This window comes from Novipirellula artificiosorum, assembly GCF_007860135.1.
Lineage (GTDB): Bacteria > Planctomycetota > Planctomycetia > Pirellulales > Pirellulaceae > Novipirellula_A > Novipirellula_A artificiosorum.
Window position 1 is genome coordinate 36428 of sequence record NZ_SJPV01000013.1, and the last position, 16609, is coordinate 53036.

Consider the following 16609-nt stretch of genomic DNA (forward strand, 5'->3'; position numbering starts at 1 on the left):
CTCCTGAGTCGGTGACCTAGGGTGCGCTCTGCGACTTCGCCGCGGCGCGACCCTAGCTGGACAGCGCCACGTTTCCCCCACGTGCGGGGCGAACCCTATCGTAAATCGCAATCACATCCCCTCGCGGACCGCGCCCGCGAGGAAATTGCGCCGGGTCGCCCGCTTTGGGGTCACTTCGCTGAGATCTCGCACCGTGGACATCCATCAGCTTGGTTTGACCATTGAACCTTGATGACATCCAACCTTGGGACCGACCGAAGGCGACATCGACCGCCGCCTCGCCTTGGCTGCTTCTTACTCAGCAGCAGGACGCCTTGAACGCGAGGGTCGACTGTCATCCGTTCGGCTGTCATCGGCACGACTGTCGTTGGGGCGATCGCCCGGTGGCTGATGTTTTGCAAACTCCGTTGCGAACTTCAGCAGCTCGACTTTACTCAACTTGCCGTCTTGATCGGCATCAAACTGCATGGCATGTTCAACGAACTGCTCGGGATTTGGGGGCCCACCAGGTCCTCCTGGGCCGCGAGCACCCTCATCGCGTCGCATTCGCGGACCCTCCGTTCCCTCGGGCCGACCACCGGGACGCATCTCACGTTCGCCGGCACGGTTGCCTTCGCGTGGAGGACCTGAGCGATCGCCATCCAGTTCGGGATGCATTTCTTCACGTGTCAGCTTGCCATCGCTATTCTTGTCAAGTTTCTTGAGCGCCGCAGAAGCGCCTGCAATTTCTTCCGCTGAAATTTCATGGTCGCCGTTCGCATCCAGTGCCTCCAGGATCGGATTGGGTCTCGAACCGAGTTCGGGACCTCCACCTCCTGGGCCACGGCCACCAGAATCTCTCGGTCCACCGGCGCCGGGTCCGTCGCCAGGGCCACGACCGCCAGCTCCACGACCACCGGGCGGTTGTGCAAGGGCGACGAGGGTTGTCGTACCGACCAACAGCAAGGTTGCTACAAACAAGGTTCGCTTCATGTTAAACTCCTTCGAGGAAAAAACGGGTTTTGAGCACCGAACGGTTCGTTGCTGATATTTTTCACAAGGCGGCGTCGTCTAGCTGGACAGCGCCACTTTATGAGCGGCAAGACGCTAGAGCCTTTCAAAAATTGACATGGGATGTAGGGCCGGTTCCTACCGGCCGAATCGAGGCAGTCCGGTGGGAACCGGACCTACGTGTTTTATGGAAATGCTCTAGCCGCCGGTTAGGACCATGAAATACCGGCGGCTAGCGACTTGACGCTCAGTCCGAGATCGACTCGGAAAATTACGGTCAATCGTCCACAAAGTGGCGCTGTCCCGCTGGGCTACGCGAGTTTGCCGCAAGCAAGTGCTCGCGAGGTCACGTCATCCAGCCCTACAAAAGACTTGTTGCTGCGACGTTCAGAATCCGCCACTAATTATCTGAAACACAATACAAATAGCGGCCTGACCGGAGCACCATCCGATCGCCGGTGATCGCGGGGGTTCCGCTGCTGTCGCTTTCATCCGATTCGAAGCGATTGGTAGACAGGATCTCGAAGGATGGTTTTGCCGGTAGAACGAATGTGCCGTCGTAACGGCTGACCACATACAATCGGTCACCAACCAATACGGGTGATGCGTAGACGGGTCTACCACTGCCGCTCAAATCACGAACACGCTCGCGGTAGACGGATTCGCCGGTTTTCGCATCAAGACAATGGGCTTGGCCGCGATCGTCGATCCAGTAGAGGTATTCCTCATGCAAAAGTGGAGTCGCGACATAGGAACTCTCGCGGCTGGACCATACCATGTGAGTGTCGGTGACATCGTCTTTTCCGCCGGCACGAATCGCATGGCTTCCTGCTGAACGGTAGCCTCCGAAAGTGTAGACGATTCCATCCTTGGCAATGACCGACGGGCAAATGTTGCCAGTCAAGTTTGTTTCGGCAAACCACCTCAGTTTGCCCGTATCTGGATTCAACCCCCATACTTCCCCTGGCACGGAGATCACCAACTCGGTTGTGGCATCCGGCAACTCCACGAGCAGCGGCGTTCCGTAAGCTAGCTCGAGCGTATCGGCTTCCGCTTTCCAAACTTCGCGGCCCGTTTTCTTATCAAGTGCGATGATCGCGCGGCTCTCTTCCGAAGCGTTCACAATCACCATTTTTTTATACAACACAGGACTGGCGGCGGATCCCCAACGACGATTGCTCGATTCCTTCCCTACATCGACTCGCCATTGCTCATTCCCTTCCAGGTCAAAAGCGAGGACTCCGGTCTTGCCAAAGAAAACAAAAACTTGTTCTCCGTCGGTCACTGGCGAACTACTGGCGTATCCATGTTCGGTAATGTAGCCCTGGCTTTCATCCTCGGGCATTTCGGCGGGGACCGTCTTTTGCCAAAGAATCTTGCCGTCGGACAGCTTCACGCAGATCAAATGCCGCTGTAGCTGTTCTTTCGAACCGCCTTCTTTGCCAGCGACTCCGTAGCCCGAATAGCAAGTGACAAAAACACGGTCTCCCCAAACCACAGGCGACGAAGAACCGGGTCCAGGCAACGGTGTTCGCCAGGCCATGTTTTGCGTCTCACTCCATGTGAGTGGGATCGCTGAGCCAGTACCCATCCCATCGCCATCGCTTCCGCGAAACCGAGGCCAATCGGCTGCGTTGGATGGGTTGAATAGCGAAAGGCAGAGCGTCAATAGGGCGAATGTCAGCGAGCGGTTCATGTCAGTTCTCGATTTCCTTTGTGGCTACGTTTGATGATATTCTACATGGCTGTGGCCGCCAGCTGCGGTCGGTTTTGTGCTGCGACTGGAAGCCACCGCTAAGGTTTGCGGCGGTGCCGCCTTTCGGCACTTGTCTAGATCGTGTTACGCCACAGATCCGAGGCGAGCAGATCGATGTCGTTATCGGAAATCGAATGGTCCGCATCGTCTGCACCGAACACCTCATCGACCAGCTGCACATGGGTGAGACCGGAATTTGGCAGGGGCTCGCTAACGAGTCTAACCGTTTTCAAAGCGAGTGGAGCAAGCGGTTCGTCAAAAATCCCGTTGTCGTCGACATCTTTGACTTGGTTGCTCCCATCGATTACCGATTGCGGAATCATCGCATCGACCCATTCTCCTTCGGCAGCACTGGACGAAGTCTCGACTGGACGATTGAGTTCGTTAATGATAATGAGAGAATCGAGTGCCGAGATTCGGTCATCACCACTGACGTCGAGCAAAGCGGTTGAGGCTGAGATCGTTTCGCCCTCTCCCGTGACTTGATCCGCGCCACTGTTGAGGTGGTTGATCACAGTCAACGCATCACTGGCGGTTGTGAATCCATCCCCGGTCGTGTCTGTCGGCAGGAGAATATTTCTTGGCGAGATCGGCGAGAACGCTTCATTCCCCGAGGTCGAACGAATCGTGAAGATGCGTTGTTCGGCTTGTGCCTCGAAGAGAATGGCGTAGAGTTTCCCCGCGACGACCGTCACACTCGTGCTGCCAGCTTCGTAGGTGTCGATACGCTCCGAATTCTCATCAACGATTCGAATAATCTCGCTAACGGACGCCGTGCCGACAGGAAATACCGATAACGTCGCACCAGCGAACGCCTCAAAGATGATCGCCGATCGCATGCTGCTCGCGGGGATCACATGAGCCCTGACAACCAGGTTTGGCATGAAAACCTGCGTGGGAATCGATGGTGTTTCGACGTTTTCATTCGTGGCACTTACGGTCAAATTCTCGAGTGCTGCGTAGGCTGGATCTTCACTTGTCGAAGCAAACGTCAAAGCGACCACTTGGCTGCCATCGGCGACACCGTCTGCCATCCCCGTCACCGTAACGACTTGAGCGACACTCCAGTTTTCGGTTGTGAACGTCAGTGTCGTTGGGCTAACAGTCACTTCGCCGACGTCCGCACTCGTAACGGTAACGACAACGTCCGCGCTGGGTTCGCTGTTGAGCATCACGCTAATCGTGTCACTCGCCCCATTCTCATCGACCAATGTCGTGCCGTCGCTTGGCGTTACCCTCAGTCCGGCGGCAGGTACAACAGCGTCCACCGTGATCATTGCCGTGTCGGTGCTGGTCGCCCCATCGTCGTCGGTCACTTGCAAGCCGACCGTGAACACTCCTGCGGTCGTTGCATCGAACGTCGCAGTCACTCCGGTGGCGTCGTCGTATTGGCCGTCGTTGTCCAAGTCCCACGCGTACGTTCCGATCGTGCCGTCGGTGTCCGCTGATGCGACCCCGCTCAGCGCGACCGTATCGCCGACGGTTCCCGTGTAAGGGCCTCCGGCTTCGGCAGTCGGCTCGACGTTGGTTGTCGTGTCAGTGCCGACGTAACGGACGGCGCGAACGAAATTGTAAATCCGTTCGCCACCTTCACCATCGGGGCCGCCTTCGACCTTGGTGTCGAAACGCACGCCGCCTGCACCGTGGGAGTCATCTCCGTTGCCGTCCACCGCGGTTCCGAACGATGCATACCAAGCGTAATAGTATTCGGTGCTGTTGCCGCCGAAGTAAGCACTGGTGCTGGACCAGAAGTACGGGTAGTCGCTATCCGTGTTGGTGGTTCCATCGGGAAGCTTAGCGATATCGAAGTAGTCGGTATCAATCGCCGGTCCGAGGTCTTCTTCGTTGATTGCGGTGGGCGATTGAGTGTAATCCAGAATGCTTTGAAGCTGTTTGATGTCCGGCAAAATCCAATCATCGTAACCGCCCAAATCCAAGTTCTCGGCGTACTCCAGCGAGTCTTCCCAATCCATGCCCGCGCCGCTGTCGTCTTGTTGCCACATCAGGCCGGTTGCCAAGTCGGTCACCGTGCCGTCGCCGTTGTCGACGAAGCTGTTTTCACCGTAGATATCGCCTCGGACGAGACGCACGTAGTTTCCAAATTGGCCGCTAACTTTCGCTGGATAGGCCTTGATGTGGCCGGTCGCCGCGTTGACGCCGAAGGCAGATTCTTGGTTGCCGTGAGTCGTGCCAACATAGTAGGTGGCCCAGTATTGTTCGTCTTTACTGACTCCGGTTTCGCCGGCTGGTGCATCTTCCGGCGGCACGCCGTCTGCAGGTGGTACACCATCTGTCGGCGGGCCGTCCGGAGGAAGGACATCAGTTGGGGCACTGTCTGATGACCCGTCCTCCGGAGGTACACCGTCAGTTGGTCCGGTAGTGCCTTCAGGCGGACCGCCCTGTGTGGCACCAACCAAGTCAAAGTATTCGGTATCGATGTAAGGCCAACCCTCGGAGAAATTGCTCAGCGAGAAGAGTTCTTTCGCCGTTGGCAATCTCCAATCATCGTATCCACCCAGTTCAACGCTATTGGCGTATTGAAGAGCTTCTTCGTAACTCATCGATACATCGGACGGTGTTTGTTGCCAAGTCAAACCTGTGTTCAGATCCATCACCGTACCGTCGCCGTTTTCTTCGAAGGCGAACTCAACGCCATCGTATTGCCCGTCCTGACCGTAGAATGCTTCGCCCGGTTCAGGAGCAGCGATGACATTGCCATTGTCGTCGTAAGTGTCTTCCTGTCCGGTGTCAACGATCACATACGATCCCGGTTCCACCACGCTGTTGGCAACGGTGACGATCGCTGTATCGGTGCTGGTCGCACCATCGTCATCGGTCACCATGACGCCGATAGCAAAGGTGCCCGCAACAGTCGCATCGTACGTAGCTGTCACGCCCGTGAAATCGTCGTACTGGCCATCATTGTCGAGGTCCCAGGCGTACGAAACGATTGTTCCGTCGCTGTCCGTTGAACCAGAGGCGTCAAGCGTAAGCATCTCGCCGGTTTTTCCGTTGTATGGCCCACCGGCATCAGCGTTCGGATCGACATTTTCGATCACGTCGTTGGTGTTCGCGGCTCCGGGAGTGGCAGCCGACAACACGACCAACGTTGAAGAACCATTGGGGAAACGGCCATAAGAGACATCCGTCGCCTGCTCACCAAAGGTGATCGAATCAACCAGTGTTGTTCCGTCGACATTGTAGAGGAAAACCGATTCGCCGTTGGCGGACAGCTTGAACGAAGCGTGATCGTCCCCTTGATCGGCATCGCCATCCGCCCAGATGACCAGATAACCGCCCGCGTCGATGGTCGATCCGTCGGGGAATTGCCACTGCGTCGGATCGGCAGCGTCATCGGTTAAATAGAAACCACTGAGATCCACCGATGTCGTGCCAGGGTTGTACAGTTCGATCCAATCTTCAAATGCATCCGCTTCGTCGGGATCTTCGATCGTCGCATCATTGTCCGCCATGATCTCGTTGATGTAGATCTCGACCGATTCCGGTTCCAGATCGTAGGTTGCTAGAACGGAAGCGAGATAAGTCGATCGATCCTCGATGAAGCTTGTCAATCCGTAGATCGTCCTCATGCCCGCGTTCACGTCCGTCGTCAAGTTCTGCTCGAACTGTGCCGTCGTAAACTGCTTGTTCGGGTCCGCTGTGACATCGGCGCGAATCAAATCGGCCAGTTCGTTGATTCGTGCGGTGGCGGAGGTGACGTCAAAACCTTCTTCCAGCATCTGCGCTAGATCGCGAAGGTAGTCAGTGCTGTACTCATCGATCGCCCACAGATTTTCCGCCAGCGGTCGCGATTCGTCCTCAATCGGCGTTCCAGGAGGCCCCATCGGTGTCCCCACTGGCAACCAAAACGGATCGATTTCTACCGGGTCTTGGAAGCGGTCGACGAATTGAGTGAACGTGCCGAACGATTCATTCACGTCCCAGAACAGATGAGTGAATTGTCCCGTGTCGTCACGGTCGTAGAGGTAGTAGTTGTGGGCCGCGCCAGAGTAGGAATCCAAGTTCACGAATAGATTGTTCAGCGCCAGCGAAGTCAGCGTGCTGTCGACATCCAAGAGCGGTTCGATCGCATCAGCCAATTCGCCCGATGGAGTGTTATTGAGCACATCGATCAACTCGATCAACTGCGAGTAATCGTTCGCGGTTTCGTTCGTCTTCAATTCATAGAAGTCTTCATAGTCGGCTTGATCCGTTCCCAAGTACGTCAAGTCCGAACCAAAATCGGCTTGCGGATCCGCAAGCACGGCGTCATCCGCCGCAGTTCCTTTGTACAAATTGCCGTCTTCGTCGTCGCCAAATCGGCTTTGCGTGAATGTCTTGTCAACCTGTTCGACCGCCGTGTACAGTCCGTAGTACTCACCGTTGATATAGACCTTGGTGTGAACCGCGCGGCTGACACCGTCGACAAAGTTCGAGGCGTAATCGTAGAATAACTTCTCTCTCAGCATCGTCGGGTCATTGTAGTTGTTATTCAGATTAAGCTTCTTCAATCCCTGGAACGTTAATGCGTCGTTGTCTTCATCGTATTCATCGAAGTCAATCTTGATCGACTTCTTGATGCCTGTGCCGTCAAACGATGAGTTCCCTTTGAAGCGAACGCCGACTTGGTCCAATGCGATTCCGTCACCGACAAAACTGGCCTCGAAATATGGGTCGTCTGCGTCGGTGGCGTGTGAGTTGTAGAGCGTGTTGTACCAATCGGCATCTTCAAACGTGATCAAGATCTCGTGGACATAGGTGTCGTCAAAGAACGCCGCCGACGAATCATCGATTGCGACCGGATCCCAGGGCGACGGTTCGTCTCCAACCTGCGAAATCGTAATCGTACCCGTGTCGATACTGGTTGCACCGTCATCGTCGGTCACTTGGACACCGACGATGAACGTCCCCACCGTCGTCGACGAGAAGCTTGCTGTTTCACCGGTCGCGTCGTCATATTGGCCGTCGTAATCCAAGTCCCAAGCGTAAGTTGCGATGGTTCCGTCGGTGTCGACTGACGCCGATCCGCTCAGCGAAATTGTGTCAGCCGTGGTGCCGGAGTACGGTCCGCCAGCATTGGCGGTTGGCGCCAGATTTGCTTCGCCGACGACAGAGTTGGCAGCACCCGGCGTCGGCGTGGTTAACACGCTGAGCGTTGCGCTGCCATCGGGAGAGCGCCCGTAGGAAACATCGGTCACCTGCGCACCGAACTCAAGCGAGTCGACCAGCGACTTACCGTCGAAGTCGTATAGTGCAACCGTTTCGCCGCCTGCCGACAGCTTGAACGATGCGTGATCGTCACCTTGTTCAGGTTCGCCATCGGCCCAAATCAACAGGAAGCCACCTGCGGCAACGGACGATCCAGCTGGAAATTGCCACTGCATGGGATCACTCACGTCGTCGGTCAGGTACATGCCCCCGAGGTCGATCGCCGCCGCAGTGGGGTTGTAGATTTCAACCCAATCCTCAAACGCTCCCGCTTCATCGGGATCTTCGATGATTGTATCGTTGTCGGCCATGATCTCGTTGATGAAGAGGTCACCGGCGAGCATCTGCCGCGCCTCCAGGGCCTCAGCACGCAGACGACGCGATGGCCGACGGCGGCGTGATCGTTTACGCTCCTGTGACCGGTCAAGTATTGATAGTGTGCGGTTGAAAAGACCCTGGGATTTTGACATGGTGGCAATGGCTTCAATTCAATAGTTGACGAGACCACCCGAATTAGGGGGCCAACTTTACGGGTTGCTGAACGACGGAGTGGAGCTGAGTTTTCTTCGTTAGTTGGCAATGCGCCATCCAACCTAGGAAAGGGCCAAAAATTGAACGTGGCGCTACGAATTATTTGTGACATCGGCCAGAAAACGAACACCGGCGCCAACTGTCGGTTTTAGGAGCCAGCTTAACAACGACATTGAAGCCATTGACTGCGAGAAAGCCATCGACCAAAAGCCTAAACGCGTTACAGATTGTTGTTTGAATCAGCCGAACCGTTTTGGCAACGATTCTCAATCCAACAAGCGGGGCTTACGACCAATATCGTCTCTTTCGATACTTCACGTTCGAAGGGACCGCTGAGTTGCTAGTGCGTTGTCCAGATTAAAAATCAGGGTGAGACCGGACGGCTCGCGCCGTTCCGCTACAGGTTTTAGCGGTATTGGGCGCGAGCCCTCCGGTCCCTCGAACCCTAAGACTAAAGATTGACAAAGCACTAGGCATCTTTGTGCGGGTGGTCAGGCGAATTCGGGTCTGGGGCGGCTGCAGAACGAATTGGATGGAGATTCGCGACCTTCATTTTTTCAAAATTGGTGGCCCAATCCAAGCAAGTTTGGCGCATGAAAGACTATGAGTCGAACGCCAGCCTCCCCCCCCCCAAAAAAACTCCAGAATTTGAAAAATGAAAAAGAAACTTCTTTCGCTTCTTATTGTTGGCGTGGCCGCTGCGGGAGTGGGAATCGTCTTTGCAAAGCGTCCCGTGCTGTTTGGTTTTGGCGGACCGGGTGGTCCGGACCGTACAGAACGGAAAATCCTCGAACAGTACGATGCTGACGCGAGCGGCTGGCTCGATGCGAACGAGCGTCAGATGGCTCGCAAAGCGATAGCCTCCGATCAAGGCCGAAGAGGTGGCCCTGGTGGTGGAACTGGTGGGCCGGGTCACGGCGAATCGACGCTGCCGGGAACGCCTGGACCGAAGGTCGCCGTTGGTGATGTCAATGCCTATCCAGACAAGCCGTTATACGACACCAGCATCTTGCGAACCGTGTTCTTGCAATTCGACAACGTTGACTGGGAATCTGAGATGGAAGATTTCTATTCAACCGATGTGGATGTCCCGGCAACCATGATCATGGATGGAAAGACCTACGAGATGGTCGGAGTTCACTTTCGCGGGGCTTCGTCGTATGACCACGTTCCGCGTGGCGGCAAGCGATCGGTCAATGTGTCGTTGGACATGATCGACGAGGACCAAAATATCGACGGATACAAGACGTTGAACCTGCTGAACTGCCATTGTGATCCGTCCATGATGAGCAGCGTCGTGTATTCGCACATCGCTCGCCAATACATCCCGGCTCCTAAAGCCAACTTCGTCCACCTGGTCGTTAATGGCGAAAGCTGGGGGTTATACAACAATGTTCAACAGTTCGACAAAAAGTTCCTGAAAGAAAACTACGGCGGATCAAAAGGGACACGTTGGAAGGTCAGCGGCAGCCCGCAAGCGGATGGTGGCCTGCGTTATCTAGGGGATGATCTGGATCCGTACAAGTTGCGGTTTGAGATGAAGTCGAGCGATGGCAAGAAGGCTTGGTCGGCACTTGTGCAGTTATGCAAGACATTGAACGAGACACCAAGCGAAGAGTTGGAGTCCGCACTGGAGCCGATGCTTGATATTGACGAAACCCTGAAGTTCCTCGCGCTCGACATCGTACTCGCCAACAACGACGGCTACTGGACGCGGGCGAGTGACTACAACCTGTTCCGCGATCACGAAGGCATATTCCATGTCCTGCCGCACGACATGAACGAAGCCTTTGCGCTGTCCGGCCCCGGACCTGACAGTCGACGGGGTCCCGATGATCGACCGCACGGTCCTGGCGGTCCCGGCGGCAAACCGGGCTTCATCCGTGACTTCTTCGGAAGTCTTGTGGGTGGCCACGGCGGTGGTCCTCTTCGCGGCGAAGTCGACGTCGATCCGCTGGTCGACATCAATAGCGATCGCATGCCGCTGCGAAGCCGATTGCTGGGGGTGCCCGAATTGCAACAGCGCTACCTTCAATACGTTCAGCAAATCGCGAGCGAATCGGTTGTCTGGGAGAACTTAGGTCCGGTCGTCGAGGACTATCGACAACTCATCGAACCGCTCGTCAAAGCGGATACGCGAAAGTTGACATCGTATGAAGCCTTTCAAGCGGCAACGGATCCTGAGACGCCGTCCTCGGATCACTCCATGTCGCTACGGAGGTTTGCAGACGAGCGACCCGCGTTCCTAAACTCGACGATTTCCGCTGCTGACAAAGCCGAGAATAAATAGACCTTCAGGCGGTTTCACTCGATCGCAACTTGGGAAGTGACTGCAGGACCCTGGCTTGTCCACCGAATCGTCTGTTGACGTTGGTTGGATGCATGAGATCACGCAATACGGTCGAGGAACGATCCAGCCGATCCGAGTTGCTCGCCAAGCGATTGCTCAAATTCACTAAAATCAACACCATTCTCTTCGAATAGACTGGTCAAGGCCAAGCGAAGTTCGTCTTGGGAAACATCGCTACCCGCTTCGGCAGTCAACTCCTGAATGGTCTCGATCATCTGGCTGATCAGCTCATCGGTCGAGGACTCTTCCAGGCCAGCGGAGATTAGAGCCGATTCCACGGCACTAGTTTCGCTCTCCTCTTCTCGGCGTGGTGGCGGTGGTCCATTTGGGCGGCCCGCCCCCGACGGCCCGCCGGGACCCGATGGCCGACCCGCAGCTGACACACTGCTTGCGCCCGTCACACCTCCCGCACCTGACACACCACTCGCTTGAATCGCTTCCTCGACTTCTCCCGAATCGATACCGTTGGCTTCGAGAACATCATCAACTACAGACTTAAACGCTGCACGGCTTGTCCCCCCCGACGACGACTCCGACCTCAGTAACGAGATCGCTTCGTCAACTTGTTCGAGCACATTGGCGGCCGTCGAATCATCCACGCCAAGGGACTGCAATGCTGATGCGAGTTTCTCGTCGTTCTTTGGCGGCGGACCTTGCGGCCGCGAATTGGAGGACGAAGCTTGGCTGGAGAACGACGCCATTGAGTTGGAAATGTTCATTTTGACGGATCGCTGTTTGTTGTGTTGGTGAGATGGGACTAAGCGTGGCGGTAGCGGAAGTCGTCAAGACTTTCGGGAATTCGTATTGGCCGAAAATCTTGGCGAGTTCCGCTACCGGTAAACTGAGTGGTTGGATGAAACTTCTGACGAATTCCGCTACTGGAAAACGGAGTTGCGGCAGACTACTTGTCGGGCATCATCTGCCAAACTCTTGCCCGTTTCGTTTGAAAATCATTGGATTTTTAATTGTTTGTGGGCTTTTCAAGTATTCACGAAAAACTTCTGCAAAGCGTGGCCCTTTGCCCTTGCCGTTGGCGCATTAACAAGCTGGCGGTCGTCTATCGAGCGTCAACCACTTGTTGCCCATGGAAAATCTGTCCGAGGAATCGAACCATGAATCGTGCCTTTCAATTCTCAGTCGTCGTCGGCTTCGCACTTAGCTCAAGCCTGCTATTTGCACAACCTCCGGGACGAGGTGGACCTCCTGGGATGCGTGAAGGAGGAGGTCCGCCTACGGAGATGATCATTCAGTTGTTCACACTGGCGGATGTCAATAGAGACAGCAGCGTGACGAAGGCGGAATTGACGGCGGTTCTGCAAAACCAAAGTCGTGGCAATCCATTCGGTGGTGGTGGCCCGCCTCCGCAAGCTGGCAACTTCGGACAAGCCAACCAGCAAGCTCAGAATCAACCGCCGCAAGACGGTGGTCCTCAGGGTCCGCCACCAACGCCCGGTCAAGTCTTGCCCGAATCCGTCGCTCAGTCGCTTAACCTAACCGATCGACAGAAGCGTATCCTTGCCGCACTGCAAGCCGACGTCGACAAACGTCTCGCTGCGATGCTAACAGACGAGCAAGAAGAGCAACTCAAAAACTATCGACCACCGCATGGCCCCGACCATGCCGAAGCCGGAGCTGACGAAGACGAAGAGGGACGGCCGCAACGTCCACAATGACTCGACCGTTTCTGTAGCGGAACTCGTCAAGAGTTTCGAGTCACAATCGAAAGTCATCACGACTTCCGCTACCATTTCTTGTAGAATACTTTGATGCCCAATCCCACTGAACGCGCGATCTTTCTGCAAGCGCTCGACGAGGATAACCTCGATGAGCGTCTGGCCTATTTGGATTCCGCCTGCGGTGACGATGCATCTCTGCGTGGATCGGTCGAAGCACTGTTAGCCGCGCATGAGCGACCGGCCGCGCTTTTGGATCATCCCATCTGCGGTGACCGGAGCCGTTTTGCATTTTCCAGCGAACTCAGCGAGGGTCCGCTCGAGCATATCGGGATGCAGATCGGCCCTTACAAGCTGATGGAGCAAATTGGTGAGGGAGGTTTTGGTCTCGTCTTTGTCGCTGAACAAGAGCAACCGGTTCGGCGGCGAGTGGCGCTGAAAATCGTCAAGCCGGGCGCGGCATCCAAAGAGGTCATTGCCCGCTTTGAGGGCGAACGCCAAGCCGTTGCGATGATGAACCATCCCAACATTGCCCAGGTATTCGATGCCGGAGTCACCACCGACCATCGGCCCTTCTTCGTGATGGAACTCGTGCGGGGACTGCCCATCACGGAGTTCTGCGACAAGAAGCAACTGGATCTCCGCGAGCGATTAAATCTGATCATTGACGTTTGCTCTGCCGTCCATCATGCGCATCAGAAGGGTGTCATCCACCGCGACATCAAGCCGTCCAACGTGATGGTCACGCTGCACGACGGAAAGCCTGTTGCGAAAGTGATTGATTTCGGCGTCGCCAAAGCGATTGGACAAAGGCTGACCGACAAAACCGTCTACACCCGTTTTCACTCGATGATCGGCACACCACTCTACATGAGCCCGGAACAGGCGGAGATGAGCGGGCTCGATATCGACACACGCAGCGACATCTATTCGCTCGGTGTCTTGCTGTACGAATTGCTTGCCGGCACGACGCCTTTCGACCGCAATCGTCTGGATTCCGCAGGGCTCGATGAACTGCGCCGTATCATCCGCGAAGAAGAGCCGCCACGACCCAGTACCCGACTTTCGACGCTCAACAAGACGCTTTCCACGATCGCCGACCAACGCCGGATTGACCCGGGACGATTGACGTCGACTCTGCGCGGTGATCTCGACTGGATTGTCATGAAGTCGCTCGAAAAGGACCGTTCACGGCGATACGACTCGGCAGCATCGTTGGCCGATGACATTCGTCGTTTCCTCGATGGCGACCCCATCACTGCGCGACCGCCCAGCACAGCGTATCAATTCCAGAAGTTTGCTCGCCGTCACCGCGTCGTTATCATCACCGCTGCTCTGGTCGGCTGTTCGATGATCGTGGGTACTGCCGCAAGCTTGTGGCAGATGTCGAAAGCGATCGCGGCCAAACAGGAAGTCGAGCAGTTCGCAGCGAACTTGACGCAGGCCAGTGTTCTGGTCGCTAGCGGTCAGACGCACGCCGATGCGGGTCGCTGGAGTGAAGCGGCGCGGGACTATGGCGCCGCCGTTGCGATCCAGCCGACGTTCTTCCTGCCGCGCGTGCAACGAGGTCAGCTTTACGCTCGGATTTACCTTTTGCCAGAAGCTGCCCGGGATTATGCGTTCGCATTGGATACCGGCGCTTCGACTTCACAGCCACAGTGGTGGGGAGTGCCAGCTTTGTTTCTCTACACCGGGCACGATGATGCGTTCGCTCGACTGAGCAAGCAGTATCAACAGCATCTGTTGCAGGATCCCGATGAGCCCAAGTGGCTGACGCTACGTGGATTGGTCGTCAGTGATCAAAACAATGAGTCGATGGATCGGCAGGCTCTTGCTGAGCTGGCGCGAAGTTGGTTGTCGCTGCCGCCGCCTGGACCGCCGCCCGGGCTTGATGAGCTACTTGGTTTTGATGAGCTACTTGGTCTTGATGGCCCGCCCGGTTTTGGTCGGCCACCCGGCCCAGAGTCCAACGGTCCGCCGGGTTGGCGCGAAGGTCCGCCACCGGATCGCTTGGACGGTGGGCGACCACGCGAGAGCTTGCCACGAAACATGTGTCAATACGTCTCGGCATTAGCAGAACTGCGCGACAAGAATTTTGATTCAGCACTCAACCTGCTTCGCGAAGCAGATGCCGACCCTCGTTGGCCAGACCGATACCTGGTACAGGCACCTTTAGCACTAGCCTATCATTACAGCGGCAAGAGCGAACAGGCGAAGCGGGCACTTGATCTCTCGGGTGAATTGATCCGTGACGTTCTCAATGTATTGCGCGAGCATCCGCAGGAAAATGGATCGACACTTTGGAGCGACCTCGTCGAGGCGTTGCAGATCCACGACGAAGCATCGCAAGCCATTGTCGGCATCCCCTCACCATTGAGGCCGAACGTCGATCAAGTCCGCGGTGCGTCGCTGAATCTGATCGCTCGACCGATGAATTCGCAATCCGAGTAGGTGGATATTTCGTGAAACTCTCGTTTTCCTTTGTCCCCTCATGTCATGATACGGCGCATTGTCTGTTAGTAGGGCTGGCAATCACCAAGCTCAACTCGGACTGCAAGCGATGACCCTCAACTCAAGCGTCAATCGTCAGAACTTATGTTACAAACCGTTTAGCGAAACCCCATTCAAGGAAGAAACCATGTTGGTGCTATCACGAACCGTCGGCGAGCGAATCACGATCGGCGACGACGTTCAAATCATCATTACCCGAGTCGCGGGCGGACGGGTGAGCATCGGCATCGACGCACCCATCAGTGTCGCGGTGCGCCGCAACGAGCTTGTGCCGCGACAACCTGGTCCGTCGTTAGCACAGAGCAATGCGACATCAGATTAGTTCTTCTCGACGGCAAACATGGTAGACAAGAACCTATTTGGTCAAAATCCCCTTCACTTGGCCAGCCGATCATCGCAAAACGGATCAAGCGAGAGGCCAACAGGAACTTGGCGAAACACGCCACCGCAACACTCAAGACGAGATGCGGCTAACCACAGATAAGAACGGCGAGTTTTCCATCGACTGGCCCGACCCGGGAATGTACGGGATCGAAACCAGCACGGAGGATAAGGCAACAAAGATCCCACAAGCACAAACCCGTCGCCTAGGTTATGCTGCCACGCTGGAAGTGTTGCCCCAGTAAGTTAAGGTTCCGTAAACACTTCATGTCCCGCTCGGGTGCTGATCGCATGAAATACCACTTCGTCAATGAACTCCGTGATCATGCGGACGCTGCCGTCGGCCCTTAGGAAATGCGTTCCACCAGGATGCAGGCTGCTGAAGTTATGGAAGTACTGTGCTGGCGTTTGCTTCGAGTTCGGCGGATAGCTGCTGACCCCCGCGACTCGTGCAACCCCATGTTCTCCACCGCTGACGACACCCACCCAGGTGGATGGCGCGTACAATGAACTGCGTTCGCCGACGATGATTGTGTTGCTCAAACCGTCCAGGATATCGGCAAATCGACATTGGCGGTTCAGAAAAAAAGTGCCGTTGCCTTCACCGCCGTTGTACTTCGGACTGCTGGGATTGCAGGTCAAGTGAAATTCCTCAGTGCCGAACATGCCGATATAGTTGCCGGTCGCCATCTCAATCGGAAAGGAAATACCGGTCACGACCGACGGTCCCCCATCGTTCAGTTGAAACGTTTTGTCGCCAATGTCCGATGGACAACGGTATGTTGCAATCATTGCGACTCGTGCCTCATCATTGATCGGGTCCGAGATGGGATATTCGGGGTGGATCAAGCTATCTTGAACGGCAGCTTGTTCCAGGTAAGGCAAGATCGCGGCACTCCAAGACCAGCCTGGGACGCCGAACCAGTGGGATGTGTCACAGCCAACTTCGTAGCCACGCCATCCGGCAGGCAATTTTCGGAACACGTCGTGATACATTTGCAAGCCGAGGCCAATTTGCTTCATGTTATTGGAGCACGACATGCGACGCGCTGCCTCGCGCGCGGCCTGAACCGCAGGCAGCAGCAGGCCGACAAGGATGCCAATAATCGCGATCACCACCAGTAGCTCGACGAGCGTAAAGCCGGAGCGAGGTTGGATAGATCGGATTCTCTGTTTCTCTTCAATGGTTTTCATGGTACGTGTGATCGT

At 55.8% G+C, this 16609-nt stretch carries 10 protein-coding genes; 5 read left to right on the forward strand and 5 right to left on the reverse strand.

What is annotated here, in order from left to right; translation table 11 throughout:
- Positions 1 to 294: 294 nt before the first annotated feature.
- From Poly41_RS26790 to Poly41_RS26800, 3 genes are all read right to left on the reverse strand, one after another.
- The gene (locus tag Poly41_RS26790) at positions 295 to 972 is read right to left on the reverse strand and encodes a hypothetical protein (protein WP_146530448.1); all 678 of its coding nucleotides are present in this window, start codon (positions 970 to 972) and stop codon (positions 295 to 297) included.
- A 418-nt stretch (positions 973 to 1390) separates the two neighbouring features.
- Positions 1391 to 2686, reverse strand: a complete 1296-nt coding sequence (locus Poly41_RS26795) for an outer membrane protein assembly factor BamB family protein (RefSeq protein WP_146530449.1) — start codon at positions 2684 to 2686, stop codon at positions 1391 to 1393.
- A gap of 134 nt (positions 2687 to 2820) precedes the next feature.
- Positions 2821 to 8298: a CotH kinase family protein gene (locus Poly41_RS26800; protein ID WP_197231665.1), complete on the reverse strand. Its 5478-nt coding sequence runs from the start codon at positions 8296 to 8298 to the stop codon at positions 2821 to 2823.
- Positions 8299 to 9140: 842 nt separating this feature from the next.
- Here Poly41_RS26800 and Poly41_RS26805 point away from each other — a divergent pair.
- A complete protein-coding gene (locus tag Poly41_RS26805) occupies positions 9141 to 10775 on the forward strand; it encodes a CotH kinase family protein (RefSeq protein ID WP_146530451.1) in 1635 nt (544 codons plus the stop codon).
- 98 nt (positions 10776 to 10873) lie between these two features.
- Here Poly41_RS26805 and Poly41_RS26810 read toward each other — a convergent pair whose 3' ends face one another.
- Positions 10874 to 11554: a hypothetical protein gene (locus Poly41_RS26810; RefSeq protein ID WP_146530452.1), complete on the reverse strand. Its 681-nt coding sequence runs from the start codon at positions 11552 to 11554 to the stop codon at positions 10874 to 10876.
- A 393-nt stretch (positions 11555 to 11947) separates the two neighbouring features.
- Here Poly41_RS26810 and Poly41_RS26815 point away from each other — a divergent pair, with 393 nt between their 5' ends.
- From Poly41_RS26815 to Poly41_RS35130, 4 genes are all read left to right on the forward strand, one after another.
- Complete coding sequence (locus Poly41_RS26815; RefSeq protein ID WP_146530453.1) at positions 11948 to 12508, forward strand: EF-hand domain-containing protein; 561 nt, start codon at positions 11948 to 11950, stop codon at positions 12506 to 12508.
- Positions 12509 to 12601: 93 nt separating this feature from the next.
- Positions 12602 to 14959: a serine/threonine protein kinase gene (locus Poly41_RS26820; RefSeq protein ID WP_146530454.1), complete on the forward strand. Its 2358-nt coding sequence runs from the start codon at positions 12602 to 12604 to the stop codon at positions 14957 to 14959.
- Positions 14960 to 15017: 58 nt separating this feature from the next.
- Positions 15018 to 15341, forward strand: a complete 324-nt coding sequence (locus tag Poly41_RS35125) for a carbon storage regulator (RefSeq protein WP_231615971.1) — start codon at positions 15018 to 15020, stop codon at positions 15339 to 15341.
- 37 nt (positions 15342 to 15378) lie between these two features.
- Entirely contained in the window at positions 15379 to 15645 is a 267-nt protein-coding gene (locus Poly41_RS35130; RefSeq protein WP_231615972.1) for a DUF4198 domain-containing protein, read from the forward strand.
- Between the two features lies 1 nt (position 15646).
- Here the strand turns inward: Poly41_RS35130 and Poly41_RS26835 are convergent, their stop codons facing one another.
- Positions 15647 to 16594 carry a DUF1559 domain-containing protein gene (locus Poly41_RS26835; RefSeq protein WP_146530455.1) on the reverse strand — a complete coding sequence of 316 codons (948 nt, stop codon included), beginning with the start codon at positions 16592 to 16594 and terminating at the stop codon, positions 15647 to 15649.
- Positions 16595 to 16609: the final 15 nt, after the last annotated feature.

Excerpts from the sequence above, each read along its gene's own strand:
- Poly41_RS26790 (WP_146530448.1), bottom strand. The coding sequence starts at position 972 with ATGAAGCGAACCTTGTTTGTAGCAACCTTGCTGTTGGTCGGTACGACA.
- Poly41_RS26795 (WP_146530449.1), bottom strand. The coding sequence starts at position 2,686 with ATGAACCGCTCGCTGACATTCGCCCTATTGACGCTCTGCCTTTCGCTA.
- Poly41_RS26800 (WP_197231665.1), bottom strand. The coding sequence starts at position 8,298 with ATGCTCGCCGGTGACCTCTTCATCAACGAGATCATGGCCGACAACGAT.
- Poly41_RS26805 (WP_146530451.1), top strand. The coding sequence starts at position 9,141 with ATGAAAAAGAAACTTCTTTCGCTTCTTATTGTTGGCGTGGCCGCTGCG.
- Poly41_RS26810 (WP_146530452.1), bottom strand. The coding sequence starts at position 11,554 with ATGAACATTTCCAACTCAATGGCGTCGTTCTCCAGCCAAGCTTCGTCC.
- Poly41_RS26815 (WP_146530453.1), top strand. The coding sequence starts at position 11,948 with ATGAATCGTGCCTTTCAATTCTCAGTCGTCGTCGGCTTCGCACTTAGC.
- Poly41_RS26820 (WP_146530454.1), top strand. The coding sequence starts at position 12,602 with ATGCCCAATCCCACTGAACGCGCGATCTTTCTGCAAGCGCTCGACGAG.
- Poly41_RS26835 (WP_146530455.1), bottom strand. The coding sequence starts at position 16,594 with ATGAAAACCATTGAAGAGAAACAGAGAATCCGATCTATCCAACCTCGC.